Genomic DNA, 25,654 nt, shown 5'->3' with positions numbered 1-25,654 from the left:
GGTGTTTTTGTTCTAGCCACCTACTTACCTTTCAGGGTAATGATTTGGTTAGGGCGATTGAAATAGCCATTTTTGTATAAATAGAATGGACTCTCTAAACTACTCAAAACAAGTTGCCATTGACAAGCGGCGACTAAATCCGATTGACGTTTTCCCTGATATTTAAGGCTGTGAATAATGAGTTTCCGCAAGTCGTTAACGGTATAGGCAACAAAAGCTAAGGGGCGTTGCCAAGGTTTAACACTTAACATGCGGGTGACAAAACGGCTAAGTCCAATGCCACGCATAAAGGGAATTAAATAGTCTCGTTCTAAGCGTTTCTGGGGGATTTTATGGTCGATTTCCATAGCTGGGTTATACCAAATTTCCCAGCCGTTGAGCTGCATATAACTTAACATTTCCAAGTCTTCCCCGGTGAGCATATTTCCCTGAATTCTTCCGGTTAAAATCAGTTGACTAGGAACACTGTCAAGATAAGCCTGTTTCCGGATAACTAATCCGGCTGAAGGGGGTAATAATTTGTGGCGGGGTTCGTAGCGAAAGGGTTGGTCACCGCGTTCTGCGATCGCCAAAAAGGGTAAGATAGGTTGTAAGCTGTCTGGAGGCGGTACTTCAAAGTCGGGGTGGATTTGACTTCCATAGGCTCCCGCCTGGGGATAGGCTTGAGCAAAGCTAACTGCAGCAGCCACCCAATTGAGGGCGGGAATGTTATCATCATCTAAAAAGCCAATGAGGGGCGCTTGCGCTTCCTGAACGGCTAACTGTCGGGCAAATCCTGCCCCTTGTCTCGCTTCAACGCAGTATCGTAAGGGATTGTCGGGAGACCAGTTTTCCTGATACGCTTTAACAATCTCAGCCGTATTATCGGTACTGTTATTATCAATAACGATAACTTCCCAGCGAATCGATTCTGTACCCGTTTGACGGTGCAGTTGTTCTAATACTTCGGGGATTCGGCTTCCGCCATTGTAGGTGGGAATCGCGACGGTAAAGTTAAGGGACATAACAAGTCAAAAGTTAAAGGTCAAAAGTCAAATGTCACTTTTGCCTAGTTGAGAAGATAATCGGCTTAAGTGTTTGTGGTTAGTTCTGAGGCACTGATGGCGCTAATGATGGCGCTAAAGTGCTTACTACGAACTTTTAAGGTTTTATTGAGATGCCCCTGTCCTGGATTCTGATCCTAACTGAATAGTAGCTGAATTCGGGAGAGATTCTCCTAAAACTTTAATGAAGATTTTTTACGAAACCCGTTCAATGTACCGATTGCGGTTCCGGCAAATTTACTGCCTCCTTTTTCTCAAAGGTGAGGGCGTTATCCACACAATGAACGAGGATTGTATCTCCCGCCCCAAATGTGTTTTCTAATAACTTCGTGGCAATTGGGTTTTCCAGTTCCCGTTGGATTGCTCGCTTCAGAGGACGCGCCCCATAGACGGGATCATACCCGACATTCACCACATAGTCTTGCGCCGTCGATGACAGTTCAATGGAGATTTTCTGATCCGCTAACAACTGTTCAATCCGTCGCAGTTGAATCTCGACAATTTGCCGCAGTTCCTTGCGCGTCAGGGTGTGGAAGATGATGATATCATCGACACGGTTGACGAATTCGGGGCGAAATTGCTTTCTTAAGGCATCGGTGACTCGCTTCCGCATCTCCTCATATTGGGCATCATCTCCCGCTACATTCAGGATATGATCACTGCCAATATTACTGGTCATGACAATAATCGTATTGCGGAAATCCACGGTTCGCCCTTGGGAGTCGGTAATGCGTCCGTCGTCAAGGACTTGTAATAAAATGTTAAATACATCTCGGTGTGCTTTTTCCACTTCATCCAGTAACACTACCGAGTAGGGGCGACGGCGAATGGCTTCGGTGAGTTGTCCTCCTTCTTCATAGCCAACATATCCGGGAGGTGCGCCAATTAACCGGGAAACGGCGTGTTTCTCCATATACTCGGACATATCAATCCGGACTAAAGCATCCTCGCTGTCAAAAAGGAACTGTGCCAAAGCCCGCGCCAATTCCGTTTTCCCCACACCTGTGGGTCCCAAGAAGAGGAATGAACCGATGGGGCGTCCGGGATCTTTCATCCCCGCCCTAGCACGACGAATGGCGGCGGCTACGGCTTCCACGGCTTCTCCTTGTCCAATGACTCGTTTATGCAGATGTCCTTCTAGCTGTAAGAGTTTCTGGCGTTCCGACTCCAGCAATCGTTTTACGGGAATCCCAGTCCACTTGGCGACAATTTCGGCAATATCGGCTTCGGTGACTTGTTCCCGGAGTAAGGCGGAACCCTTTGCTTGGAGTTCCATCATCATCGTCTCTTTTGCCTCGCGATCGTGCTGGAGTACCTCTAATTGTCCATACTTAAGCTGGGCGGCTTGATTCAGGTCATAAGCCCGTTCTGCTTGCTCAATTTTAACCCGGAGTTGGTCTTCTTCTTTTTTCAGGGTATTAATTTCTTCTAAAAGTTGTTTTTCCGATTGCCATTGTCCGTTAAGCTGTTGGTGATTGGTTTCGAGTTGTTCAATCTCTTGTTCAATCCGGGCTAACCGTTCCTGAGACGACTGATAAGCACTGCTAACGGCGGCGACACCCTGACGCTGGCTTTCGGCTTCTAGGGATAGCTTTTCCATCTTTAGCTGCATCAGCCTGCGATCAATGGCTTCGAGTTCCACGGGTTTGGAGGTAATCTCCATTTTCAGCTTAGCGGCGGCTTCATCAACTAAATCAATGGCTTTATCTGGCAAAAAGCGATCGCTAATATACCGATTCGATAGCGTCGCGGCGGCGACTAAGGCGGAGTCAGTAATCGTCACATTATGGTGAACTTCGTAGCGTTCCTTAAGTCCCCGTAAAATAGAAATCGTATTGTCCACCGTCGGCTGTCGCACCAGTACCTGTTGAAACCGTCGTTCCAAGGCGGCGTCTTTTTCAATATGCTTGCGGTACTCATCTAAGGTAGTGGCACCAATACAGCGCAATTCGCCTCGCGCTAGCATGGGTTTGAGTAAATTCCCGGCATCCATTGTCCCTTGACCTGATCCGGTACCGACAACGGTGTGCAATTCATCAATAAATAGGACAATATGCCCATCAGACTGGGTAACTTCCCGTAACACGGCGCGGAGTCTGTCTTCAAATTCCCCTCGATATTTCGCCCCCGCAATTAAACTCCCCATATCCAGGGAAATCAACTGGCGTTCTTTGAGGGATTCTGGCACATCTCCATTAATTATCCGTTGTGCCAATCCTTCTGCGATCGCGGTTTTGCCGACACCGGGTTCTCCAATGAGTACCGGGTTATTTTTGGAACGGCGGGATAAGACTTGCACCACCCGACGAATCTCTTCATCCCGCCCAATTACCGGATCAAGTTTCCCGGCTTTGGCTTGTTCGGTCAAATCCCGCCCAAATTTCTCTAGCGCTTCATAGCGGGATTCGGGACTTTGATCGGTGACTTTTTGCGAACCCCGAATTGCTTTAATTGCGGCTTCGAGTTTGGGACTATCCAGGTCAAACCCTTTAAACAAGCGGCGTCCAATCCGTTCATCAACGGCTAATCCCAAGAGTAAATGCTCAACCGCAATATAATCATCTTCCAGGGCGACTCTGGATGCCTCGGCATTATCCAGCATAATATCCAAGCCTCGCCCCAGGTAGAGTTGGTCAACATTATTCACCTTAGCTTGGCGGTTGGCGAAGGCTTCCAATTGCTGCTTAAACGTCGGCACATCCACCGTCACCCGTGAGAGAATCCGGGTGGCTAACCCCTCTTGTTCCAAGAGTGCGATCGCCACATGTTCAACTTCTAGCTGTTGATTGCGACAGCGGCGGGCAACGTCTTGGGATTTAACGATCGCTTCCCAGGCTTTGTCGGTAAATTTGCTGGCGTCGGTGGGCTGCATGAGTGGTTATCTGCTTATCGAGTCTTGATTGAATAGTATCTCCCAGTGGCAGTATAACAATCTACTCTCGATAAAAGTGAAATAGCCGTCGATTTAGCAACGGTGGTGACAAATGTGGGTGGGTGATCAGGCAATGGCACTAGGGTAAGAGCATCTCAATTTGGAAAAGCCATTGAGGGCATTAGCCTTATCCCATCATAATAGTTTTAGCGTTCATCTTCTCAAACATTCTACATAAGTAGCCCATGACTTGAATAAAATAGATTTCCAAAAACAATAGAATTAGGGCTTGACTTTTCTGAGCAGTTTAGGTGATTTTATATTCGGGAAAAATGTGCCGTCCTATAGACCCCGTTCAACTAAGCTGTTCGGCATTTAAACCTTAATGTCAATAATAACGAAATCCGGGTTGTAGTGCGTTTAGCGAAGCCATGCCGCAGGCTTTGCATCTTGCTCGCTACTAATACCCAATTTAAATGCATGACAGCTTACTGCTATAACATCTGAATCGGGCGCACGTCGGTGCGCCCCTACGGTTTCCGGGCGTAAGATTAAATGAAGGGTTCCCTACAAATGGTGGTTCAAGGATAAAATTATGTCAATCCTGACCACGTTTTAACCGTGCGTCCCCTAAGTTTTTTCCCAAACCAGGGTGTATTCCTAGAGAGGGATTTCAGGGTATCTTGTGCCACTGTCCAACTCTGCTGCGGGTCAAATAACACCAGTTCGGCGGGTTGATCATTGGCAATCTTGGCAGGGGATTGACCTAGACAAGACGCTGGATTTGTGCTAATAGTTTGCCACAGTTGCAATGCTGAACATACGCCCGTTTCCACTAAATATTGCCAAAGTAAGGGTAACGCTAACTCTAAACCAATAACTCCTGGTGGCGCTTCGGCAAAGGCAACTGTTTTCTCTTCGTAGCTGTAGGGTGTATGGTCAATAGCAATGGCATCAATCACCCCATCCCGAATGCCTTCAATGAGGGCGATGCGGTCATCGGGATTACCTAATGGGGGGTCTAGGCGTAAATTGGGATTATAATTACTTAAATCTTGAGTATCCAGTAGCAAATGCATCCAAGAGGTGCTGGCAGTAACTGGGACGCCTCGTGCTTTCGCCTCTTGAATCAATTCCACACCGCGACGGGTTGATATACGCATCAAATGAACCGGAGTCGCGATCGCACTCACCACTTCTAAGATGGCAGATAATGCGGCTGATTCTGACATCGCAGGATTTCCAGGAATCCCAAAACGGATAGAATTCGCCCCTTCCCGCATCACCCCATTTCCCTTTAACTTGGGGTCACACGCCCATAACGCCACTGGGATTGGCAAGGGGTGCAGGTATTCTAACACTCGCCGCAATAGTGCCAGATTCGATAAAGGACGCCCATCGGCAAAACCCACGACACCTGCGGCGGCTAACTCAGCTAATTCCGTCATCTGTTGTCCTTCCACGCCCTGGGTTATCGCCCCCCAGTAATACAGGTGAGGGGAAGAGTGGCTGGGATGGGAACCCTCCTGCTGGCGCACACGGGCAAGTCCAGAGGGATTATCTAACGGTGGTACTGTATCCGGTAAAATTGCTAGTCGGGTAAAGCCGCCCGCCGTCGCTGCGGCGAGAAGTGATGCCCAGGTTTCTCGTTCCTCATATCCGGGCTCCCCCGAATGACTGTAAAGATCAACTAAGCCAGTCCCTAAAATTAGACCTTGGCAATCCCGCACCACCGTATCACTTGACCACTCCGCAATTTTCGGTGCAACAGCCTTGATGATGCCATCTGTAATTAGCACATCAGCGAGTTGGTCGGTTCCAGACACCGGATCTAAAATCCGGACTTGTTGCAGTAGTTCATTAGTCATGGGAAACACACAATTGGGGATTTAAGGACGGAGGGTTCAGTTGGTCATTTTTCGGTTGCCACAACATGGGGATTTAAGGACGGAGGGTTCAGTTGGTCATTTTTCGGTTGCCACAACAGCGAAATACTGGACAAATAAGAAATCCGGAGATTGGACAATTTTTGCTTGTTGAACAAAGTCAAAAATATTAGCCGTACACAGAGCATTTGTCAAGTCAAGTGTTCCAGGCAAACGTCATGATCGAGTGACAAAAACTCAGGATCAAGAATGGCTTACCTTATTTCTATACCGAGATGTATTGCAGCGGAAGACCGATAAATAGATGAACCTTCCGAAAAGCTAATGCTGTAAACACTTCTGGTGTAGAGAATTTCGTCTAACGGCTGTAGACTTTATTAAAAATTCACAAAATCTTGAGTTTTATCCTGCCTCAATTTTTATATTTATATTTCTTATATCTTTATTTCGTCATTCGTCATTCGTCATTTGTCCTTGGTCGAAGAATTCTGGCACTCCGTTGGGGCGGGTTTAGTTATATCAGGGTGAAAACCTTCCCGTTAATGGTAAAACCCGCCCCTACAACTTTCAAAACTCTTCCCATCTCCCCCATCTCCCCCATCTCCCCCATCTCCCCTATCTCCCCTATCTCTACCCTCTACTGTCTTGAAACACGGGGATGAGATACTCTGACAAAGTAAAAGCATCCACGCCCAACTCCGTGCGTTCCTGTGCGGCTAAAATTCCAGCTTTGGCGTGCCACCAAACCGCCGCCGCGACGATGGCGTCTAAGGGAAATTTAGCTGTAGCTGGCTGTGCGACTAAACCGCCAATCAGCCCCGTAAGCACATCGCCACTCCCACCACGGGCTAACGCAGGTGTACTTTCTGGCACCAACCAAACCGATCCCTGAGAATTCGCGATCGCACTTCTGGCGCCTTTTAATAAAATCACGGATCGACTCAGCACAGACGCCTTCTGTACCGCGCTTACGCGATTTGGAAGTAACTCCGCCGAATCAGGAAATAACCGCTTGAACTCACCGATATGTGGGGTTAAAACCGTCGCCCCCTGACGCCGGATTAACGTGGGAATCGTTTTCAGTTCCGCCAAACTATTTAAGCCATCGGCGTCTAAAATCAGGGGACATTCCACCCCCATTAATCCTTGTACCAAAGACTTAGCATCCAGCGTCAAACCCGGACCACAGGCGATCGCACTAAATTTACTTAAGTTTACAGAATCAGGAAGTTGTGCGATCGCGCCACTGGGGGTTTCCGGACACCCAATCACCAGCGATTCCGGCACATGACTAACTAATAACGGTTTCAGCGAATCCGGAACCGCCACAGACAGCATTCCCACCCCAGACGCCCGCGCCCCCAGTGCGGTTAAAATGGCACCGCCAGAATATTGGGTTGAGCCACAAATCAGCAGCAGATGCCCTTCCTTATATTTATAGGTAGCGGCTGAACGTTTTAACGGCAGACAATCCCGCACCATTGAGGAAGTCACCCGCATGAGTCCCGGTGATTGACCCAAAACTGCCCAAATATCCGCCAAGGGGATACCGAAATCAATTAATTCCGCCTCCCCCAGATAATCCAATCCTTGATCTTGCAGGTAAGCCTGCTTCCATAACCCCAAGCAGAATGTGCGACTTGCCCGAATTGCCGTACCCAAGACTTCCCCGGTATCCGTGTGAATTCCAGAGGGTAAATCGATACTGAGGATAGGTTGAGATAGTTGATTCAATTGCTTAACCGTATCCGCCAGATTTCCTTCGAGCGATCGCGTTTGCCCAAAGCCAAACAATCCATCAATAATTAAATCACAATCCAGCAACGGCTTAATCTGTTCATAAAAGGGAATCCCCAAACTTTCAGCATAGTGAGCATGGTGGGATGTTAGTTCCTTAAGCTTATTAATCGGACGGTAAATCAGCACCTCGTAGCCCTGACACCGTAACTCCCGCGCTACCACCAAAGCATCACCACCATTATGTCCCGGACCCACTAACACGCCCACGCGCCGCGTTTGCGGGTAGGGATAAAGGGTTTGAATCCGCCTCGTAATCAACCCCGCCACCTTTTCCATCAACGCCGCGACAGGCATTCCCGCCTCAAAGATACGCCCTTCAATCTCGCGCATCTGCTCAGCGGTGACTACGATTTGTTCAATTTGTTCGCGTCGCTTTGTCAGTTGCACAGCAGTTATTCCCTATTTCGCCATCTTTGATTATTGCGCCATCAGACATGGATTGGCATCAGTCCCCTGAAAGATGAGCCATTTGAAAAATCTAAGTCCCCAGTTCCCTTCCCTGAATCAAAATTATAGGATGTAGTGACCCGATAACCCATAGCCGTAGAAATTATTGACCAGCAATTATCTAAACTATCATTAGATTAGCCACAAAATAAGCCAATGAAAACAACCAATAAATCGTCTCCAGCTTACGAACTCGACTTTTATGGATGGACACAGGAACAAGCAAAATTGCTCCAGGAACAAAAGTGGAGTCAGTTAGATATTCCCAACTTGGTTGAGGAGATAGAAGCATTGGGTAGGCAGGAACGCCAAGAGTTGGAAAATCGCTTGGGAATTTTATTAGGACATTTGCTGAAGTGGGAGTTTCAGCCTGATAACCGCTCAAGGAGTTGGTTTGCCACTATCCGGGAACAACGCCGTCGCGTCGAACGGCTGCTTAAAAAAAGTCCCAGTCTGCAACCTTACCTACCTGAAGCCCTAGAGAATGGATACCAAGATGCCTTAGATTTAGCCGTTCGCGAAACCTCTTTGAGTTACAAAACCTTTCCCTCAAAATGTCCTTATTCTCTGGATCAGATTCTCAATAACCACGTTTTTCCTGGAGAGACTTTTGAGCCAGAGGAATACAGTTAAGCCGAATATTAGACGTTTGTAGTTCGTAGTTCGTAGTAGGGGCTTTAGCCCCTGATTTTATAGGTTTCTTTTGCGTAATGCTAATCCATCAAATTTGGTGTGCCACGCCACTACTGGTGTGACACAGCTAAAATATTGGAATAGACTTTACCATTAAATCGGGCGCACGCCGTGCGCCCCTACGGTTTCCCAGCGTAAGGTTAATCTATCAAACTTGGTGTGCCACACCAGTACCATTACATTACCATCACAGAAATTCCGGGAACAGAAACGAATTAATCCGCTCGTACTCTTGTTCCAACCGTGCTTTCGCCAGTTGATAGTAATCCGAATTAACTTCTGCACTATAACACCGCCGCCCCTTGCGTAACGACACTACGGCGGCTGAACACATCCCGCCAAACGGTTCCCACACCACATCGCCAACATCGCTAGTCGCCAGAATAATCAGTTCAATTAAACGTAAAGGCTTCTGATTTCCATGAAGACATTTTGCCTGCCGATTTTTCAGGCGTTCCTTACCCCGAACTGCTGGTTCCGACCAAACATTCGTAATTCCATGACTATGATGCCATTTAGCTCGCATTTTTGACCATTGTTCCACCGACTATATCATTAATTGGGGAGGTAAACTCAGATGGAAAAGTCCATTTGTACAAGAGAATATGCCCTATTTCTGAGTCACCTCCGCTCAGCCAGAAAAGCCGCAGGGTTGACACAAGAACAAATTGCCCAATCCCTCCAGCAAACTCAGTCATTTGTAAGTAAATGTGAACGGGGTGAAAGACGTATAGATATTGTGTAACTCCGTGCATTTTGTCAAGCCATTGGAATTTCACTGAATGACTTTATTCAACATCTTGAAATCACGTTACAGGAAATAGAGCGGTAATGTGCTATCAGGAAGCTCTAGAAATTGCTACGGCTGCTTTACTCAGCTTGAGAGGGCATACTATAGATGTTCTTACCGTCTCAAGACCTAGGGATATTCAGGGAGCTATAGAGCTATCCAAAATCGTCAGTAAACTATCACCGATCATTGGCAATCTCCTAGAATATGCTATCACCCGACACTTGAATGAGACAGGAAACTGGCAAGAGGATTATCAGTAACAAACAAACTGCCATGGCTATAAATTTCAGGGGACGGAGGAGCAATTTAATCAAGCGATGCAGTTGATTCATGACTGGGGATATAAGGCACAGCAATATCGTCCTGATCCAGATTATCAAAGGCGTATCCGTCAACTGACAGGCAGTTTTCCCTACCGTATTGATACCAATTTTGCCAAGATGGATAGAATTAATTTACCTAGTTTAGAAACCTTTAAAGCTCATGTTCTAAACTCAATATATACTGGGCATTCAATTCAGTCATGGGTCAGGGCAATAAACTCACGCGATCGCACCGTCTTGCAACAATTAGTTGACCCCTCAGCCCCAATGCCTATTGAGTAATACCAATTGGGTTGAGATAAATTGATTTATCAGGGCGAATTGTACCATTATCTGCTGCCAGAGATCCAGAGTAGAGATGTTCCGGCGAAACGTCTTATACCAAATCTGGGTTAGCTACCCCCGTTATAACCTAGTCCGCGCAGGCGGACTTTGTTTGTGTAGCTGCGATTTCAATCGCCTCCTCTTGCTTAGAGTTCTAAGGGTAGAGATAGAGGACGAGTTGTCTGAATAATCTGTGAGAAAATCCCCAAAATCGCGTCCAAGTTATTCAGATAATGTTCTCCGCGCTCAATAGAAACTGTCGTTTTGACTAATTTGATAAATTTCCAAATACTTCCGGTTGTAATAACTCCATAAATACAACCAATTTCATTATTTTTGTGTTCGTTAAAAATCTGAGCCGCGAGCATCTCGGCAATACATTGGGGAATTCCTGATTTAATATTATCGTTCTTAGCTTCCACCAGTGTGACGACTGGTGCTGTCACTTCTAACTGTTTGGGCGAATGACTGAGAATAAAATCACATCTACCATTCAGTCCTCTGTCTTTATCAATATTAAAGTCAGTTCCCGAAAATAGGCTGATCTGGCGGTTGTATTTTCGGCGAACTTCGATGAGGATGGGAGTAATAATCATCTCAGAACGTGCTTTTTCCGTATTAATCTCTAATGCCAGAGGGATATTTTCCTCTAATGTTTCACTCAATAGTGGGCTAGGCGGGACAGGTTGTACTGAGTCAAAGAGTTCAACTCGCTCTTGAATAATCAGATTAAAGTCGTTCTCTAGATTTTCTAAGGTAAAATCACTGTATGACATGGTTATTTTTCACCTCTATTCCTAAATGCTATTCATCCTAATAAAAGAGAATATTTTTCTTTAGTGTTCACGACATTGAGCCTTCACATCGCTAGTCGAACATGGCGTGTGACCCTTCACAACCTTCGAGGGAATCTGGCGCTTTTGTAGGGGCGGGTTTTACTACTATCTTTTCGGTTGCACCTAGATGTGACTAAACCCGCCCAGACTTTCGCAGGTTTCTCTCGTTGGGTTACTCTACTCTTCAGGTTCTCCTAGGCGAGTACGAGAAGGCGAGAGCCGAGAGCCTACGTTCCAAGGGACTAACCTACTTGCATTGACATGCACCCAACTCGCTAACGCTCTACAATTTTCCATTGGATTGCTGAATAGGGAACACAACAATCATACCAAATCCCGGTTTACAAACCTCTTTATTATCCAGTCCGCGCAGGCGGACTTTGTTTGTGTAGCTGTGACTTCAGTCGCCGATTCTGATTTGAGTTTCAACTATAAATTTCATCGCGAATAACCTCTAAAAACGCCTTGCCAAATTTCAGATCAGGTTCCAAATAATTCCCTTCCGCCCATTCATTCCACGAACGGATAAAAATTAGCCGCTTTTCAGATTCCCTTTCCGATACCGTTTCAATCGCCTCTTGCAGATGAACTCTAAATAAATCCGGCGTTGATTTGAGAAACACTAATCCATAGATACCTGTTCTCGGCGTATTATCCCAATTCGGAAAAATACAGGGATAAGTCACAAAATACGGATGACTTCCCTTAAACGCACACTTAATCGCTTTTTCATAAGAGTAAAGTAGTGGATAATCCGAAAACTGTTTATATTTTTGGTAGAACCTCCGGGATGAAAAGGCACTCAACTTTTGCTTAACTTTAGTTAAACTCCGCTTCCCTGGGAAAATTCGGGCTGAAGCCTGCGTAAAAACATAATCCGGATTGATAACAATAGATGCATCAAACCCATTAGGTTCAGGAAACCAGTATTCATGTCGGGCAACTCCAATTAAATAGAGTCCCTTTAACCCAGATTTAATCGCTAAGTCTCTCCAACAGTCCGTAAATTGTTTCGGATCTGGCAACTCCTCCGGATTATAAACCAAAAATAGAGGTTTACCCTCAACTGTGATATAACGAGGGTCAGTAAACGCCTCCAAGAGGGTATAAAAATGAGTCGTATAATCTGCCAAACCAGGATAGGTTTGCTCAATTAAAACCCGATCCGGACAACCGTGCCAAATTCCCGTCCAAGTTTGATTTGCCCAAGCTAAACAAAACGGGAAATTTGGCTCACCTGATTTTAAGACCTGATTAAACGGTCGTTCTAAAACCCGCTTACCCCCAAACCAGTAATGCCAATAACAAAACCCTTCAATTCCATACTCTCTTGCCAGATCCGCTTGCGCTTGTCGGGCTTCGGGTAAACGCAAGTCATAAAATCCTAAATCAGCCGGAATTTTAGGTTGGTCGTGTCCGGGGAATAACGGCTTAGCTTTGGCAACATTTGTCCATTCTGTAAACCCTTTTCCCCAGGCTTGATCATTTTCAGGAATCGGATGAAACTGTGGCAGATAAAACGCAATTAGACGAGATTTTACTGATTCTAAGGGGTTGGTTGTCATTCCGGAAATGTCCTCATGGATATCATTGGCTTAATGTTAACCCCTCAGCCCCCTTCCCACCCCTCTCGTTCTCCCCTTTTTTGATCCCCCTCCCGTCCCCCTTCAAAAGGGGGAAGCCAACGGATGCTTCGCTTTTTGTTCCATGGGAGATGGCAAAGGATGCTTCGCTTTTTTTTGCAGGGAAGGGGAAGAATTCAAAGCCTCTCTCCTTGCAGGAGAGAGGTTTTCCAGATCCGGTGAAAAGTAAGGATAAGAGGAGGGTTCCGTCTCAAGGTATTACAGATGTTTGAGCTTAAGTTGACACTAATGATTTATGAACAGTCCCCTAAAGATGATAGTTAAATCATAAATTTGTGTAAATCCTGATTTGATTTATTGCACCGTGAATGGTACTTATTATCCCTTGATCCCCGTTTCCCTCCCTCCCTGGAAACTATCTGATACAATAGCGCTTACGTGTAAAAACACCCTCGATCGCGAAACGCATGAGTCAGTTAAACAACGCCTTTACCCTTTTCTTGAGTTTGCTGGTCGAAGCCATGCCATTTTTACTCATTGGCGTCTTATTTTCCGGCTTGCTGCTGTTGTTCGTCGATGAGGAACGACTGATTGCGTCTTTACCCAAGAACCCCTTCCTCGGCGCGGTTATCGGGAGTTGTGCGGGATTTTTCTTCCCGGTGTGTGAATGCGGGAATGTACCCGTGTCCCGGCGGTTACTGCTACAAGGCGCACCCGTATCGGTGTCCATCGGCTTTTTGCTAGCCGCCCCCACGATTAACCCAATTGTGATTTGGTCAACCTGGGTCGCTTTTCGGGATCAACCGGAAATTGTAGTCTTACGGGTCTTATTTTCCCTAGGTATTGCGATTATTATCGGCTGGGTCTTCAGCGTTCAAAAAGATTTGCGTCCCTTGTTGCAACAGACCGTGACCCGTTCCATGGTGATTCCCAGAGAACAAACAGTCAAACCGTCACCACAACAGGAACCAGAACCCGCCCTCCTGCAATCCGGTACATTTTTACTCGGTCAACCGGGAACTCCCCTCCGCATGGATGCAGCCGTTCTGCAAGCTTCACTCGCCGCTACCCCCGCCCGGAAGCCTTGGTCCGATCGCTGGCGTTTGTTCTTAGATAATACCGTGCAAGAGTTACGGGAGTTAGGCGCCGTGTTAATTATTGGGAGTGCGATCGCGGCGACGATTCAAGTCGCCGTTCCCCGTGAAATCATCCTCAGTTTAGGTTCGGGTCCTGTCACCTCAATTCTGGCGATGATGCTATTAGCCGCCGTCGTTTCTATATGTTCAACCGTTGACTCTTTCTTCGCCCTCGCCTTTGCTTCTACTTTTACCAGTGGTTCATTATTAGCTTTTTTGGTCTTCGGTCCGATGATCGACATCAAGGCGATCGGTTTAATGTTCTCCGTCTTTAAAGCTAGGACAATTTTTTACTTATTTGCCCTCGCCGCCCAATTAACCTTTTTGCTCACCTTAATGGTTAACTTACATTTAAGCTAGTTAGAAAGTTTTGAATGTGTAGGGGCGGGTTTCACCGATAACACTTCGGCTCAAACCACTAACTTAACTAAACCCGCCCCGACTAAATTTTGAATGAAGGAATTATTTGACGAATGACCAATGACCAATAACGAATGACCAATGATAAAAAAACAACGTCTTTTACTCCCCATCCTTGATATTATCACCCTAGGCATCTGGGGGATTTTGTTGATTCAATACTGGGTCAGTGGCGAATTACAGTTACTCATTCACCCGAATTACTTTGCCTTAGTTCTGGGAACGGGAATATTGTTGCTAGTATTGGCGGTGTTAAAAGCCATTCAAGTCATTAGTCAACTCCCACCCCGAAATCCCAAAACCATGCCGATGATGCAACATATTAGCTGGTTTCCACCGGGTTGGAGTACAGGATTACTGCTAGCCACAGCGATTCTAGGATTATTAGTCGAACCCAAAGTCTTCACCAGCCAGATAGCGATTCAACGCGGTGTCATGGAATCCTTAACCGCCACCCGCACCCAGCCTCAATCCTTCCGCAGCCTCAGCAAACCCGAAGCGCGATCGCTGATTGAATGGATTCGCACCCTGAGTGTTTATCCTGAACCTGATGAATATGCGGGTCAAGCGGTTAATGTTAAAGGGTTTGTGGTTTATCCCCAAAACCTATCCTCGAACTATTTATTAGTGACTCGCTTTGTGATTACCTGCTGTGCAGCAGATGCTTATCCAGTCAGTTTACCCGTGAAACTTAAGGGAAGTCGTAACGCTTATAAACCGGATACCTGGATACAGGTTAAAGGAACAATGATGACAGAAACATTACAAGATAAACGGCAATTGGTGATTGACGCGAGTGAGATCGAAACAGTACCTGAACCCGATAATCCTTATTATTATTAATTCTCTGAATATATAGGAACTGCCATAGCGGTTAGGACACATTCGCGTCGTAGAGACGTTCCGCCGGAACTTCTGGAATAACAGTTGGTTTGTTCTAATAGATGTGTCTACTGCTATACCATAATGGTTATTGATGAACAATTATAACATCGCGACTAATTTCTATAAAACTATGTTGATCAAACAATGTAAATAGTTGTGGTATATGATTCAAAAATAACGCTTCAAGTTCATTATTTTTAATATTACCTGTGGTGATTAGCAATAGTTTGTAAGGTTATTGGCGCAGCATAAACGAATCACAAAAATCTCTATCTTTGGTAACAACAATCCGATTCTGTTGGATTGATATAGCATTTATCTCGGTATCAGTTGTAGCATTTTGCTGAGGTAAATCTTTGGTGTGAATTGTATCATAACCAGCAGATTGTAGAAAACGTGCCAGACGTACTGGTAACTGGGCATCGACTAAAAATTTCATCAAGCTATGTGGTAAATGCTTTTCACCTGAGTCAATCGCGTGGCAAATTGCAAAGCGGCTAGAATATCATCCTGTTCCAAATCATCGTAGTCGGCTAAAATCTCATCGATACTCATACCAGCACTGAGCAATTCCAAGATGAATTCAACCGGGTAACGTAGTCCTCGTATGCAAGGTTTACCGTGGCAAATATTTGGATCAAGCGTGATTCGCGCTAAAAGGGTGGTTTCCATTTGTATAGAGGTTTAGTCTCAGCAATAATTGCTCTCAAGGTTTCTTCTCTGAGGATTGAACTACTAAGAGTTTATCATAGTTTATGGATATATCCCTCTTCTGTCACTTTCCGAAATTCTGACGAATTTCCGTCATTACAGCCAACGACACCTAACGAAAGAATCAGGGTTTGACCCCCATTTTTCGGAGTCTGACAGAAGAGGGATAGTAATCGATTGCTCTTTTGTAATTTCCCAGGTAATTGTAAGCACAGCCCTCTGCCTTTGCGATTCGGCGATACTCCTTCTGCCATTTTTTAGCCATATTTCTCAACCTATCACGCCTTGTTAAATTTGCTGTCTCCGGTTATCTCCCTTTTTTTACATTAGTCATACTCACTCTCCCAATCTTCCCCATCTAGAACGGAAAACTCCGTTAAATCTGGATCAGTTAAAAAATCATCGGCTGTAGCAGGAATCAAAGAAGCTATAATTTTATGGCGTTCGGCAATGGGGAGTTGTGCGATTTCACTCAAAGATGGGTGTTCTTGTTGGAGTTGTACCGATGAACTATAATAGGATGTTTTATTCCCCAATTTATGTCCAATAAATTCGACAAAATCAAGGACTTATTGCTGTTTTTCAATGGGTAATATACGTAACTGGCTTAACACAGCTTGTTCAATATCTGTAGCGTTCATTAGCGAGATTCCTATCTAGTGTCAAATAGTACCGACTTCAGGGAAGAACACGGCTAATATTATAGCAATCGCCAAGACGGTCAGGACACCATGGAATTGTAGAGACGTTCCGGTGGAACGTCTCCAAACTGCGATCACTAAACAGGGTATTTTATTCAACTCCTACGAATCAGTTACCTGAATAATTCCACAGCCAACTCGTCCGCCAGCATTACCCGTCGGCTGACCAAAATCATCAGGCTTTTCATGAAGAATCACCGACCGATTACCGATCGCATACTTCCCTTCAGTAAACGTAAGTCGCTCAACCGTTAGGCTTTTTGAAGCAGTACCATCTTCAGCAATCGTCATATTACCTAAATCTCCCGCATGAGCATTTTCAAACCCATCTTCGGTAATTAATCCATGCTGCACATCATCGGGATTAAAATGACCGCCAGCCGCCTTTCCTTGATCCGCACAATTCCCGGTTTCATGGATGTGGAAAGCACGTTCTCCCGATGGCGCATTTGTCATCGTCACTTCAATCAACATAGCGTCCGCCGTTGTGGTAAACTCAGCCTCTCCCAAGACTTCTGAGGGATCGGTTGTACTGTTGATTACGGCTGTAGCGGTGCTAGCTTGTTGTTCCGTCACTTCTTCTTGGGGTTCGGTCACAGGTTCCTCCGTCACATTGTTCGCTTGCTGACAGCCATACACAAACAGTAGTAGGCTGGAAAAAAACGCGATCGCGATAATTCTTAGGGGTCTATTAATCCAGTTCATAGCCAGTTAAGTTGTAATCTACTTCAAGATGAATCAATAGGGCTTACGCAAAAAGTCTATATGTAGGGTGTGTTAGGGTCGCGTAACGCACCTTAACCAATATACTTGGTATGGCTGCGTAAGTCCTGTACAAAAAAGTCAAATGCCAACTCTTACTAATCCTCAGACATTATCTAAAAAATGTCAATTTCCATAGATTCTACTTGAGTAACCCCAGCTGGTGGCACAAAGGTAAAGGTATCAGCAGCAACCACAGGCGATGGCACACGATCAATAATTTGTTCAGTCATCTTGAAATCTATTCCATCTGTTTTTCCACTTATTTGTATCTGCACCACTTCTGCTGTATTCGGTTCCACCAAAAATGTAAACGTAAATCCAGCTTCGCGATCCTTATAACTATAAGCATAATAATCTTGCCCTGCTCCAGTTAGGCGATTCCCTTGCAATGGCAGATCCCCTTCCGCCTGAAAAACGGATTCAAGCTGTTCAATAATTCCCTCTGACGAGACTCCCCCGTTAGCAAAAAATTGCCGAAATGGGGCAAGCACCAGGAATAAACCTGAAGACAATCCAATGAAAAAGTCATCATTCGACTGTTCAAATTCTGCATAATCGCTCACAGCGTACTGCTTTAATTCTGGCTGATAAATCCACACCTGACTCCCATCAGAAACCACAATATACATCGGTTGGGCAAATTCCCCCGACTCAGGTGTAGAAATTTCAGTGCGAAACTGCTGAGGAGATTGGGCAATGGTTTTAACCAACACCGAAAATTGACCTGTAAAACCCTGTGCATCAAAACTGAATTGCATCTCAGATTCCGTTTGATAGCGTTCAGCTTGAATAAAATTAGCAACGGTTTTAGCTAAAAGACTAACATCAATTTCATCCGTCACCGGACGGTTCATTCCCGGCGCCGGATTCGACTGGGTAAGTTGATGGGGGAATTCTGAGAGTGGGACTTGAACATCCCTAGCTGTAGACCGAACCAACACCTCCTCTTCCCCGTTAGCAGTCGCTATACTAAATAATGTCCCGTTTGGGTTGATAGAGGGAAGGATACCCCAGACATTCACGGTGGCAGTTATGCCGAAAATTGTAATGGCTTTTTGCAGTCGGTTCATTGTAATAATTACTCATTATTCTTTTTACCTTAAACCAAAGCAGGCATTATGAATTATGAATTCCCTATTCCCTGTTCCCTGTTCCCTATTCCCTGTTCCCTAACCAATGATACCCTTTGATCTGCAAGCCCCCTTTGAAGCCAAGGGCGACCAACCCCAAGCCATTTCCCGCCTAACAACGTCTCTGCAAGCGGGTAACCGTTTCCAAACCCTCCTCGGCGCCACAGGAACAGGTAAAACCTACACCGTCGCCAAAGTCATCGAACAGACGGGCAAACCCACTCTGGTACTGGCGCACAATAAAACCTTAGCCGCCCAACTCTGTAACGAATTGCGGGACTTCTTTCCCCAGAATGCGGTGGAGTATTTTGTCTCCTACTACGACTACTACCAACCGGAAGCCTATATTCCCGTCAGTGATACCTATATTGAAAAAAGCGCCGCCATTAACGATGAAATCGATATGCTGCGCCACTCCGCCACGCGATCGCTCTTTGAACGGCGCGATGTGATTGTGGTAGCCTCGATTAGCTGTATCTATGGCTTGGGTATCCCCTCAGAATACCTCAAAGCCGCGATTCCCCTGCGAGTGGGTACAGAATTAGACCAGCGTCAACTCCTGCGAGATTTAGCCTCTGTCCAATATTCCCGCAATGACATCGAAATGGGGCGAGGACGATTCCGCGTCAAAGGAGATGTCCTAGAAATTGGACCCGCTTATGAAGACCGAATTATTCGCGTCGAATTCTTTGGCGATGAGATTGATGCTATCCGCTATGTTGACCCAGTAACGGGCGGAATTCTCCAAAGTCTCAACGCCCTCAATATCTACCCCGCCCGTCACTTTGTTACCCCAGATGAACGATTAGAAGAAGCCTGTGAAGCCATTGAAGCCGAACTCCACGAACAAATCACCACATTACAACAGGCTGGCAAATTACTCGAAGCCCAACGATTAGACCAACGCACCCGCTATGATTTAGAACTCTTGCGTGAAGTCGGCTATTGTAATGGCGTAGAAAACTATTCCCGTCACCTCGCTGGACGTAGGGCGGGGGAACCCCCAGAATGTTTAATTGATTATTTCCCTAAAGATTGGTTACTCGTCGTAGATGAATCTCACGTCACTGTCCCCCAAATTCGAGGGATGTACAACGGCGACCAAGCCCGAAAACGGGTATTAATTGACCATGGGTTTCGCTTACTCAGTGCAGCAGATAATCGTCCTCTAAAAGCAGAAGAATTTTGGACAAAAGTTAATCAATGTATCTTTGTTTCCGCCACTCCTGGAGATTGGGAAATTGAACAGTCCCAAGAACAAGTTGTGGAACAAGTGATTCGTCCCACCGGGGTAGTTGACCCAGAAATCTTTGTCCGTCCCACCGAAGGTCAAGTGGATGACTTATTGGCGGAAATTCAGGAACGGGCATCCAAAAAAGAACGGGTACTGGTCACCACCTTAACCAAGCGCATGGCAGAAGATTTAACCGAATATCTACAGGATCGCGGCGTTCGCGTGCGCTACTTACATTCGGAAATTAATTCAATTGAACGAATTGAAATTTTGCAATCATTGCGGGAGGGCGCTTTTGATGTACTTATTGGCGTAAATTTGTTGCGTGAGGGATTAGATTTGCCAGAAGTGTCTCTGGTGGCTATTTTAGATGCCGATAAAGAAGGATTCCTCCGGGCAGCACGATCCTTGATTCAAACCATTGGTCGGGCGGCGCGTCATATCCAGGGACAAGCAATTCTCTATGCGGATAATCTCACAGATAGCATGGCAAAAGCCATTGATGAGACAGAACGGCGTCGGGGAATTCAATTGGCATATAACCGGATGCATGGAATTACTCCGCAACCGATTGTCAAGAAATCGAGTAATGCAATTTTGGCATTCTTAGACGTATCGCGACGGTTGAATCATCAACAGTTGGCAACGGTTTATGAACAAGCGGAGGATTTACCCTTAGAACAGATTCCAGAAGTCATTAGTCAATTAGAAACTCAGATGAAAGAGGCAGCGAAGAATCTGGAATTTGAGCAAGCTGCCCAATATCGCGATAAAATTAAGCATCTGCGGGATAAATTGGTGGGTCGGTAAGGGCAAGTGTAATGGTTCAACACTATAATCCTCAAATTCATCATCGACGTTCAATTCGCCTAAAATCTTATGATTATAATCAGGGGGGAGCTTATTTTGTGACAATCTGTGTTCAAAACCGTGAATGTTTACTTGGCACGATCACTAATAAAAGGCTGCAACTCAATGAATATGGCGAAATCACTGATCAGGTTTGGAACCATCTCCCCCATCATTTTGAAAACCTAGAAATTGATGCTGCCGTTATCATGCCTAATCATTTTCATGGCATCATCTGTACGGGTTTGGTCTCCAAACCCCCTAATTTCCCCAATCCCCCGAATCCCTACGTCAATTCAAAATGTTTCGATATTATTTTTTAAATGTATAATGTCCCAATTATAACGTAAAATTTAATAAACCACAGATGCAACTCAACCCGCCCAGACCAAATTTTAAGTGGTAGAACCTTAAAAACCTGACGTGATATGAAACCCCTAAACCTAATTATTCCACTATTACTTGTGAGTACGTCTGCCTGTATGGGCGTGACTGTCGAAGAGACTAGCGCCGAAATGCAGGCAAGGATAGCCAAAGCGAGAGATTGTGCTGGCTGTGACTTGAGTAAGATTGATCTCAATGGTGCAGACTTAAGCGGCGCTAACCTCAAGGAAGCCATATTAGATGGTGCCAACCTGAGTAATGCCAATTTAGCAGAAGCGGATTTGAGTGGTGCGTCTCTAGATGGTGCGAATTTGAATGGAACAAACTTCAATAGTGCCAATTTGAAAGGGGCTAATTTAAGTAATGCTTCGTTAATTAGCACAAACTTAGTTAACGCCAATTTACGCAAAGCCAAGATTAAGACTGCGAATGTTTATCTCACAAATTTTTGTGGAGCGACTATGCCCAATGGAAGTCGCTCTATGCAAGGGTGTAGTTAACCGAAATTAACTGAATCGTTAGCGCTTGTTCCCAAAAATTGAAACGTTTACAGTTTTACCCATGATTAACCTGGGCAATTTGCAAAGCGGAAAGATAGGATGTTTTTAGCCTTACTGTGGAGATCCTCTCTAAAACGTCTCTCAAACCTGAAAATAAGGACGCTCGTTGCTGCGACTCTAATTTTATGTAGGGTGATATTGTACTCAAAAGTGTCAAATACTCATCAATACTATGAGTCGTATGACAAACTAACTGTTCTGACAAAAAATTCTGGAATAAACCTGAGTTGATAAAATCGTGTTCAATTTCTTTTAGATTGGCTTCATGGGTTTCTATAGAGCCATATCTGGCAAATTTAGGAATAGATGGCGCTTGAGTTTGATAAACTTCATCGAATTGATGACAAATTTCATCATTGGGGTGCGGTGGTGTATTCCACAACATCATTATAGACCCCTTGTCTTGCAAAGCCTTAGCTGATTTTTGCACCCTGATTTCGGGTGAAACCCAATGCATTGAAGTCGCAGCAAGAATAGCGTTGAATCGCCTAGGTTCTAGCTGCCATTCTTCAAAGGTTGTATTGATAATCTCCACATTGGGATAGGCTGAACAATTGCTTTTGGCAAGTTGACACGCGGCTGGGCTTGGCTCAAGACAAACCATGGAGAAGCCTAATTCAGCAAATTCTACAGTGGCAATTCCTGGACCACATCCTATTTCTAGAATGCTCGCTTGAGCGGGAAGTTGAGCTAACTCAACAGCGCGATGGATTAGGGTTTTAGGATAGCGTGGTCGAGCTTGATCATAGACATTAGCGACATCACTGTACCAGTGTTTTCGTTGTTCTAAGGTATAGGCGTCTTTGATGCCACTACACCATACTTTGACTGATGCCGAATCTTTATCTGTCATCATACCCAATCTGTCATCATACCCATAATACCCAGGTGTGGTTAAAAAGACTACAATGGATTGTTGGATTCATCCACTTTGACGACTTGGGGATGATGTAGAAGCGCTTCTTCTGGTGTCATCTGAGCGTAAGCAATTACAATCACGTTGTCTCCAACCGCGTTCAGACGAGCCGCCGGACCATTCAAGCAGATGACACGACTTCCCCATTCCCCAGGAATGGTGTAGGTTTCCAGACGAGAGCCATTATTAACATTGACGACCTGTACTTTTTCGTAAGGTAAAATATTTGCCGCTTTTAGGAGTTCCTCATCAATGGTAATTGAGCCATCATAGTGCAGGCAGGCATCGGTTACTTTTACCCGATGCAACTTGCTTTTAAACATGGTAATCAGCATTTGAAAAAATAACTCTAATTAAATTTTACAATATCTTTATATTTATTGACTTACCCGTTTACCTACCGCTAGTAAATAGGTGAGTTAAAATTTTTTCAATTCCTGTTGCCCGTTGCCTGTTCCCTGTTCCCTGTTCCCTGTGACACACCGAGCATGTTACCGAGCGTGTTACTGAGCGAAGCCGAAGTAAGTCGAGGTAAGCGATGCCCTGAGCCTGTCGAAGGGTCGAGGTGTTTCCTATTCCCTAAAAATGGGATGCACCCATCGGAGTCTTAAGCCAAACTAAAATTATGCCATTGCCAATTTAACCGCACGATTGAGTTGCTCTTGGGAAAAAGGCTTCGTCAAGTAAGCTTTAGCTCCCTGTTTCATGCCCCAAAGACGGTCAATTTCTTGATTTTTAGAGGAACAAATTATAATAGGAATGTTAGCTGTTGCCGGATGACCTTTAAGTTTTCGACACAACTCAAAACCACTCATTCCTGGCATGACAACATCTGTAATAATCACATCGGGTTTTTTGTTGGTTGCGTGAGTCACCGCCTCTTTGGGCTTAGACACTCGGATAACGGTGTGACCCCCTTCGCGCAGGTAGTTCTCGATCAGATCCATCTGACTGGCGTTGTCTTCCACTAGTAAAACTGTACTCATGTTGGCTGATTCCTATTCAGAAAAGTAGGGACAAGTGAAACCTTAGCCTCGTGATTAAAAGGTAGGATTACGTGATCTCGCGATCGCAGCATCAGTTTTCCACTCAGCCGTTTGGCTTGCGCCTCTGAATCGTTACCGACTAGAGTTGTAACCGGACAAGTGTAAAATGCAACCTGAGATCAACACGCCTACTGTTTCCATAGCGCCTCGTCTGCTGCGTTTGGCTCGCTTAAAAATGAAGATGCATTCCCAAATGAAGAGGTAATGGTTTAGGCTTCAACCGACAATCATAGCATTGGATAATCCTTGAGTGGAAGGGCATTTACGAATCTATTACAAAACGTGATCGGATCGTCATTTGTCCTTTGTCCTTCATCATTGATCAGGGGTTGAGGGGCGTTTACACAACTTAATATCGTTAAGTTTATTTAGACTCGCGGATTTAACTATCCTGCAAGAGTTCATCGATTAAAGATTGCAAGTCATCAATAGAGAGCGCCTCAGTTTCCTGGGCTGACTCTGTGTCCAGGTTAGCAGACGACTGGTGACGCGATCGCTGAATTAGCCCTTTGAGGTGATCCTTGAGTTGCTCCCTCATTGACTCAGTTGTGGCAATAATGTGCGTTACCTGCTCGTCGGTTAAGCTAGAGGGTTCCTTCATCCCATCAATTAATTTTTTCAAGGCGTAAAACACTTGCATTAAAAATGCTTGCAACCTTTGGTCAACCTTGAGTGAACCCTGCTGTCGAATCAAATTAACACAATCCACCAAGCATAAACCAGCTTGATGAATCCCTTGGATATGAAGCGGACTAATTGGCAGCAGGTTAGCCCCCCCCACAATACCACAACGAGTCGCGTGGCAGAGTTCATTCACTTGGTCTGGGTCTTTGAGGGTCCTTCGCAGATGCAGCAAATACTGCTCAATGAGTTGCAGGTGTGCTTCGGCAGCCTCAAGGTAGTAGCCTTTTATTTGCTGTAGCTGTTCTGGCTGCATAGAGAATGTCCTTGCTAGATGCCGGATTGTTCGTCGGGTATAGCATTGTGGCTAGGAATAAAGTATTATCTGTCCCTATGATAAAAAAAATAATCTTACTCTAACTTTTCGAGCAGGTCAATCGCTAATTTATATTAAGAAATGGCGATTTAGCTTATGATAATTCACGGTGTTTGACATTGCTTTTCTTTGTCAATACAGTCTGCCAATTCATTCCCGACGATACCGACCTCGGACTCCCCCCAGTTATGATCAGTGAAACCAATCGCACCCCTAAATAGCGGAGTTTTTCCGGTTTTAGGTATGGCGTCAGGGACTTCCATCCTTCTCGGCGAACTTTCCGCGCATAAAACAGAAGGCTGCGGAAAAAATCCTGAAATCGTCTTCCCCGATAGGCTTTCTGAATTCCGCCTGGATCAAGTCGTATATTATGGGGATTGTAGTTGTTGCGATTTAAGGGATTCAGTTTCGTCAGTCCTTCTGTTTGAGCAAACTGCTGGTATGTAATCCCCTCTTTTCGGGATTGGGGGTGAGTGTGGGGATAAATCCATTCCCATACTGCCCAATCTAGACCAGAAAACAAAAATTCTGGCACATCTTTAGTCACCTGACAATATTTTAAGCGAATCCCGATGGGAATTTCTGCCCAAGGTCCATGCTGCCACACAAAGTCGGGATCAAAAAATGCTTTAAAGGCAAAATCTTTTTCATTTATCCTCAGACGAGCCACCCGACCAATCATGCCCGCTCCTGCCATTTCTACGTCTATTTTCATCGCTGATACAGATAGGGGAGATGGGCAATCATCCCCGGCTTTTTTAATCAGAAGCTTGGTCTGGGTTTTGTGTTTTAGCCGGAGTCTGACTCGTTTGAGGTAGAAGGTTGTGCGATCGCTTTCCTGAACAGTTCCCCGTACATATCGGGCTAAATGGTCGAGAAATCGTCTAATTTCCCGCACTCCAATTCCGTTGTTTAAATCAATGAACGCTGAATCAGGAGTATAGAAGTATAATCGTGTCTGACCCGATTGCTGACGCACTTGTTGACAGAGGCGATAGAACTGAAGAGGGGGTAACAGTTCCTGCTGGGCTTGCCAAAGGATAGAGGTTAAGGGAGATGCATTCACGGGAGGGCGATCGCTCATATAAGCTAGGTTCGTAGTTGCGCTGTCTTCGCTATAAACGCTTAAATCAGTGTTATTCAGGTTGATATACTATGATCATCGCTCAAAAATAGGCAAGTTGGGAATTGGGATCGCTTGGCTTTTCGGTAAGTGGTCGGACTTTCATTACAGTTGACGGTTGAGATGGGGAAGGAACAGGGAACAGTAAGGATTTGAGGCTTGTTAAGCTGTTCGGCATTTAAACCTTAATGTCAATA

The 25,654-nt window shown here is 45.3% G+C and carries 26 protein-coding genes and 1 pseudogene; 9 read left to right on the top strand and 18 right to left on the bottom strand.

Translation table 11 applies throughout. The annotated features are described in order from the left end of the window. Nucleotides 1-20: 20 nt before the first annotated feature. The 4 genes from hpsE to RH949_RS01945 form a co-directional block, all read right to left on the bottom strand. Nucleotides 21-1,004: a hormogonium polysaccharide biosynthesis glycosyltransferase HpsE gene (hpsE, locus tag RH949_RS01960; protein ID WP_446351742.1), complete on the bottom strand. Its 984-nt coding sequence runs from the start codon at nucleotides 1,002-1,004 to the stop codon at nucleotides 21-23. A gap of 247 nt (nucleotides 1,005-1,251) precedes the next feature. After that, nucleotides 1,252-3,915, bottom strand: coding sequence for an ATP-dependent chaperone ClpB (gene clpB, locus RH949_RS01955; RefSeq protein WP_446351741.1), 2,664 nt, complete (start codon nucleotides 3,913-3,915; stop codon nucleotides 1,252-1,254). A 593-nt stretch (nucleotides 3,916-4,508) separates the two neighbouring features. Beyond that, nucleotides 4,509-5,783, bottom strand: a complete 1,275-nt coding sequence (locus RH949_RS01950; RefSeq protein WP_446351740.1) for a dihydroorotase — start codon at nucleotides 5,781-5,783, stop codon at nucleotides 4,509-4,511. A gap of 648 nt (nucleotides 5,784-6,431) precedes the next feature. Further along, complete coding sequence (locus RH949_RS01945) at nucleotides 6,432-7,982, bottom strand: NAD(P)H-hydrate dehydratase (RefSeq protein ID WP_446351763.1); 1,551 nt, start codon at nucleotides 7,980-7,982, stop codon at nucleotides 6,432-6,434. A gap of 222 nt (nucleotides 7,983-8,204) precedes the next feature. Here RH949_RS01945 and RH949_RS01940 point away from each other — a divergent pair, with 222 nt between their 5' ends. Further along, entirely contained in the window at nucleotides 8,205-8,681 is a 477-nt protein-coding gene (locus RH949_RS01940) for a DUF29 domain-containing protein (protein WP_006099752.1), read from the top strand. A gap of 247 nt (nucleotides 8,682-8,928) precedes the next feature. On the opposite strand, the gene RH949_RS01935 is transcribed toward RH949_RS01940, so the two are convergent. Next, nucleotides 8,929-9,267: a DNA methyltransferase gene (locus RH949_RS01935; protein WP_052307444.1), complete on the bottom strand. Its 339-nt coding sequence runs from the start codon at nucleotides 9,265-9,267 to the stop codon at nucleotides 8,929-8,931. Nucleotides 9,268-9,318: 51 nt separating this feature from the next. Here RH949_RS01935 and RH949_RS01930 point away from each other — a divergent pair, with 51 nt between their 5' ends. The 3 genes from RH949_RS01930 (at nucleotide 9,319) to RH949_RS01920 (ending at nucleotide 10,139) form a co-directional block, all read left to right on the top strand. Next, on the top strand, nucleotides 9,319-9,486 hold the full coding sequence (locus RH949_RS01930; RefSeq protein ID WP_006099679.1) for a helix-turn-helix domain-containing protein: 168 nt from the start codon (nucleotides 9,319-9,321) through the stop codon (nucleotides 9,484-9,486). Between the two features lie 86 nt (nucleotides 9,487-9,572). Continuing rightward, nucleotides 9,573-9,794: a hypothetical protein gene (locus RH949_RS01925; RefSeq protein WP_006099755.1), complete on the top strand. Its 222-nt coding sequence runs from the start codon at nucleotides 9,573-9,575 to the stop codon at nucleotides 9,792-9,794. 57 nt (nucleotides 9,795-9,851) lie between these two features. After that, a complete protein-coding gene (locus RH949_RS01920; RefSeq protein WP_006099746.1) occupies nucleotides 9,852-10,139 on the top strand; it encodes a hypothetical protein in 288 nt (95 codons plus the stop codon). Nucleotides 10,140-10,327: 188 nt separating this feature from the next. On the opposite strand, the gene RH949_RS01915 is transcribed toward RH949_RS01920, so the two are convergent. Both RH949_RS01915 and RH949_RS01910 read right to left on the bottom strand, forming a co-directional pair. Beyond that, nucleotides 10,328-10,957 (bottom strand): hypothetical protein, encoded by a 630-nt coding sequence (locus tag RH949_RS01915; protein WP_006099638.1) that lies wholly within the window; start codon nucleotides 10,955-10,957, stop codon nucleotides 10,328-10,330. A gap of 485 nt (nucleotides 10,958-11,442) precedes the next feature. After that, nucleotides 11,443-12,582, bottom strand: coding sequence for a glycosyltransferase WbsX family protein (locus RH949_RS01910; protein WP_446351739.1), 1,140 nt, complete (start codon nucleotides 12,580-12,582; stop codon nucleotides 11,443-11,445). Nucleotides 12,583-13,067: 485 nt separating this feature from the next. On the opposite strand from RH949_RS01910, the gene RH949_RS01905 reads away from it, so the two are divergent. Further along, nucleotides 13,068-14,096: a permease gene (locus RH949_RS01905; RefSeq protein WP_006099934.1), complete on the top strand. Its 1,029-nt coding sequence runs from the start codon at nucleotides 13,068-13,070 to the stop codon at nucleotides 14,094-14,096. 141 nt (nucleotides 14,097-14,237) lie between these two features. After that, the gene (locus tag RH949_RS01900) at nucleotides 14,238-14,999 is read left to right on the top strand and encodes a TIGR03943 family putative permease subunit (protein ID WP_446351738.1); all 762 of its coding nucleotides are present in this window, start codon (nucleotides 14,238-14,240) and stop codon (nucleotides 14,997-14,999) included. Between the two features lie 127 nt (nucleotides 15,000-15,126). Here the strand turns inward: RH949_RS01900 and RH949_RS01895 are convergent. From RH949_RS01895 to RH949_RS01870, 6 genes and pseudogenes are all read right to left on the bottom strand, one after another. Further along, a pseudogene (locus tag RH949_RS01895) lies at nucleotides 15,127-15,480 on the bottom strand (DUF5615 family PIN-like protein). After that, nucleotides 15,480-15,713, bottom strand: coding sequence for a DUF433 domain-containing protein (locus RH949_RS01890; RefSeq protein WP_044205851.1), 234 nt, complete (start codon nucleotides 15,711-15,713; stop codon nucleotides 15,480-15,482). The pseudogene RH949_RS01895 and the gene RH949_RS01890 overlap by 1 nt, the downstream one beginning before the upstream one ends. A gap of 74 nt (nucleotides 15,714-15,787) precedes the next feature. After that, nucleotides 15,788-16,006: a hypothetical protein gene (locus RH949_RS01885; protein WP_006099683.1), complete on the bottom strand. Its 219-nt coding sequence runs from the start codon at nucleotides 16,004-16,006 to the stop codon at nucleotides 15,788-15,790. Between the two features lie 72 nt (nucleotides 16,007-16,078). Continuing rightward, nucleotides 16,079-16,288 carry a hypothetical protein gene (locus tag RH949_RS01880; RefSeq protein WP_446351737.1) on the bottom strand — a complete coding sequence of 70 codons (210 nt, stop codon included), beginning with the start codon at nucleotides 16,286-16,288 and terminating at the stop codon, nucleotides 16,079-16,081. 267 nt (nucleotides 16,289-16,555) lie between these two features. Beyond that, nucleotides 16,556-17,158, bottom strand: a complete 603-nt coding sequence (locus RH949_RS01875; RefSeq protein ID WP_446351736.1) for a superoxide dismutase family protein — start codon at nucleotides 17,156-17,158, stop codon at nucleotides 16,556-16,558. A gap of 173 nt (nucleotides 17,159-17,331) precedes the next feature. Further along, complete coding sequence (locus tag RH949_RS01870) at nucleotides 17,332-18,288, bottom strand: LolA family protein (RefSeq protein WP_446351735.1); 957 nt, start codon at nucleotides 18,286-18,288, stop codon at nucleotides 17,332-17,334. Nucleotides 18,289-18,394: 106 nt separating this feature from the next. Between RH949_RS01870 and uvrB the strand changes: the two genes are divergently transcribed. The 3 genes from uvrB (at nucleotide 18,395) to RH949_RS01855 (ending at nucleotide 21,315) form a co-directional block, all read left to right on the top strand. Then, a complete protein-coding gene (gene uvrB, locus RH949_RS01865) occupies nucleotides 18,395-20,392 on the top strand; it encodes an excinuclease ABC subunit UvrB (protein ID WP_446351734.1) in 1,998 nt (665 codons plus the stop codon). Nucleotides 20,393-20,403: 11 nt separating this feature from the next. Next, nucleotides 20,404-20,754 carry a transposase gene (locus tag RH949_RS01860; protein ID WP_006099785.1) on the top strand — a complete coding sequence of 117 codons (351 nt, stop codon included), beginning with the start codon at nucleotides 20,404-20,406 and terminating at the stop codon, nucleotides 20,752-20,754. A 105-nt stretch (nucleotides 20,755-20,859) separates the two neighbouring features. Then, complete coding sequence (locus RH949_RS01855; RefSeq protein ID WP_044205849.1) at nucleotides 20,860-21,315, top strand: pentapeptide repeat-containing protein; 456 nt, start codon at nucleotides 20,860-20,862, stop codon at nucleotides 21,313-21,315. Between the two features lie 55 nt (nucleotides 21,316-21,370). On the opposite strand, the gene RH949_RS01850 is transcribed toward RH949_RS01855, so the two are convergent. The 5 genes from RH949_RS01850 to RH949_RS01830 all read right to left on the bottom strand — a co-directional run bounded on the left by RH949_RS01850 (nucleotide 21,371) and on the right by RH949_RS01830 (nucleotide 25,418). Next, entirely contained in the window at nucleotides 21,371-22,231 is an 861-nt protein-coding gene (locus RH949_RS01850) for a class I SAM-dependent methyltransferase (protein WP_006099822.1), read from the bottom strand. Between the two features lie 47 nt (nucleotides 22,232-22,278). Next, nucleotides 22,279-22,626 (bottom strand): aspartate 1-decarboxylase, encoded by a 348-nt coding sequence (panD, locus tag RH949_RS01845; protein ID WP_006099727.1) that lies wholly within the window; start codon nucleotides 22,624-22,626, stop codon nucleotides 22,279-22,281. Between the two features lie 288 nt (nucleotides 22,627-22,914). After that, nucleotides 22,915-23,277 carry a response regulator gene (locus RH949_RS01840; RefSeq protein ID WP_044205846.1) on the bottom strand — a complete coding sequence of 121 codons (363 nt, stop codon included), beginning with the start codon at nucleotides 23,275-23,277 and terminating at the stop codon, nucleotides 22,915-22,917. A gap of 442 nt (nucleotides 23,278-23,719) precedes the next feature. Then, nucleotides 23,720-24,274, bottom strand: a complete 555-nt coding sequence (locus RH949_RS01835; protein WP_006099761.1) for a hypothetical protein — start codon at nucleotides 24,272-24,274, stop codon at nucleotides 23,720-23,722. Between the two features lie 154 nt (nucleotides 24,275-24,428). Next, nucleotides 24,429-25,418 carry a hypothetical protein gene (locus RH949_RS01830; protein WP_006099875.1) on the bottom strand — a complete coding sequence of 330 codons (990 nt, stop codon included), beginning with the start codon at nucleotides 25,416-25,418 and terminating at the stop codon, nucleotides 24,429-24,431. Nucleotides 25,419-25,654: the final 236 nt, after the last annotated feature.

The organism is Coleofasciculus sp. A1-SPW-01, assembly GCF_040217205.1.
Lineage (GTDB): Bacteria > Cyanobacteriota > Cyanobacteriia > Cyanobacteriales > Coleofasciculaceae > Coleofasciculus > Coleofasciculus chthonoplastes_A.
Note: the sequence above shows the minus strand (reverse complement) of the source record. Positions and strands in the feature narration are given on the sequence as shown.

Bases quoted from the DNA above. Each gene is read 5' to 3' on its own strand.
- RH949_RS01920 (WP_006099746.1), top strand. From the start codon at position 9,852: ATGCAGTTGATTCATGACTGGGGATATAAGGCACAGCAATATCGTCCT.
- RH949_RS01905 (WP_006099934.1), top strand. From the start codon at position 13,068: ATGAGTCAGTTAAACAACGCCTTTACCCTTTTCTTGAGTTTGCTGGTC.
- RH949_RS01870 (WP_446351735.1), bottom strand. From the start codon at position 18,288: ATGAACCGACTGCAAAAAGCCATTACAATTTTCGGCATAACTGCCACC.
- RH949_RS01935 (WP_052307444.1), bottom strand. From the start codon at position 9,267: ATGCGAGCTAAATGGCATCATAGTCATGGAATTACGAATGTTTGGTCG.
- RH949_RS01940 (WP_006099752.1), top strand. From the start codon at position 8,205: ATGAAAACAACCAATAAATCGTCTCCAGCTTACGAACTCGACTTTTAT.
- RH949_RS01875 (WP_446351736.1), bottom strand. From the start codon at position 17,158: ATGAACTGGATTAATAGACCCCTAAGAATTATCGCGATCGCGTTTTTT.
- RH949_RS01830 (WP_006099875.1), bottom strand. From the start codon at position 25,418: ATGAGCGATCGCCCTCCCGTGAATGCATCTCCCTTAACCTCTATCCTT.
- RH949_RS01855 (WP_044205849.1), top strand. From the start codon at position 20,860: ATGAAACCCCTAAACCTAATTATTCCACTATTACTTGTGAGTACGTCT.
- RH949_RS01840 (WP_044205846.1), bottom strand. From the start codon at position 23,277: ATGAGTACAGTTTTACTAGTGGAAGACAACGCCAGTCAGATGGATCTG.
- RH949_RS01915 (WP_006099638.1), bottom strand. From the start codon at position 10,957: ATGTCATACAGTGATTTTACCTTAGAAAATCTAGAGAACGACTTTAAT.
- RH949_RS01950 (WP_446351740.1), bottom strand. From the start codon at position 5,783: ATGACTAATGAACTACTGCAACAAGTCCGGATTTTAGATCCGGTGTCT.
- RH949_RS01925 (WP_006099755.1), top strand. From the start codon at position 9,573: ATGTGCTATCAGGAAGCTCTAGAAATTGCTACGGCTGCTTTACTCAGC.
- RH949_RS01930 (WP_006099679.1), top strand. From the start codon at position 9,319: ATGGAAAAGTCCATTTGTACAAGAGAATATGCCCTATTTCTGAGTCAC.
- uvrB (WP_446351734.1), top strand. From the start codon at position 18,395: ATGATACCCTTTGATCTGCAAGCCCCCTTTGAAGCCAAGGGCGACCAA.
- panD (WP_006099727.1), bottom strand. From the start codon at position 22,626: ATGCTGATTACCATGTTTAAAAGCAAGTTGCATCGGGTAAAAGTAACC.
- RH949_RS01900 (WP_446351738.1), top strand. From the start codon at position 14,238: ATGATAAAAAAACAACGTCTTTTACTCCCCATCCTTGATATTATCACC.
- RH949_RS01850 (WP_006099822.1), bottom strand. From the start codon at position 22,231: ATGATGACAGATAAAGATTCGGCATCAGTCAAAGTATGGTGTAGTGGC.
- RH949_RS01890 (WP_044205851.1), bottom strand. From the start codon at position 15,713: ATGGAAACCACCCTTTTAGCGCGAATCACGCTTGATCCAAATATTTGC.
- RH949_RS01910 (WP_446351739.1), bottom strand. From the start codon at position 12,582: ATGACAACCAACCCCTTAGAATCAGTAAAATCTCGTCTAATTGCGTTT.
- clpB (WP_446351741.1), bottom strand. From the start codon at position 3,915: ATGCAGCCCACCGACGCCAGCAAATTTACCGACAAAGCCTGGGAAGCG.
- RH949_RS01835 (WP_006099761.1), bottom strand. From the start codon at position 24,274: ATGCAGCCAGAACAGCTACAGCAAATAAAAGGCTACTACCTTGAGGCT.
- RH949_RS01860 (WP_006099785.1), top strand. From the start codon at position 20,404: ATGGTTCAACACTATAATCCTCAAATTCATCATCGACGTTCAATTCGC.
- hpsE (WP_446351742.1), bottom strand. From the start codon at position 1,004: ATGTCCCTTAACTTTACCGTCGCGATTCCCACCTACAATGGCGGAAGC.
- RH949_RS01885 (WP_006099683.1), bottom strand. From the start codon at position 16,006: ATGGCAGAAGGAGTATCGCCGAATCGCAAAGGCAGAGGGCTGTGCTTA.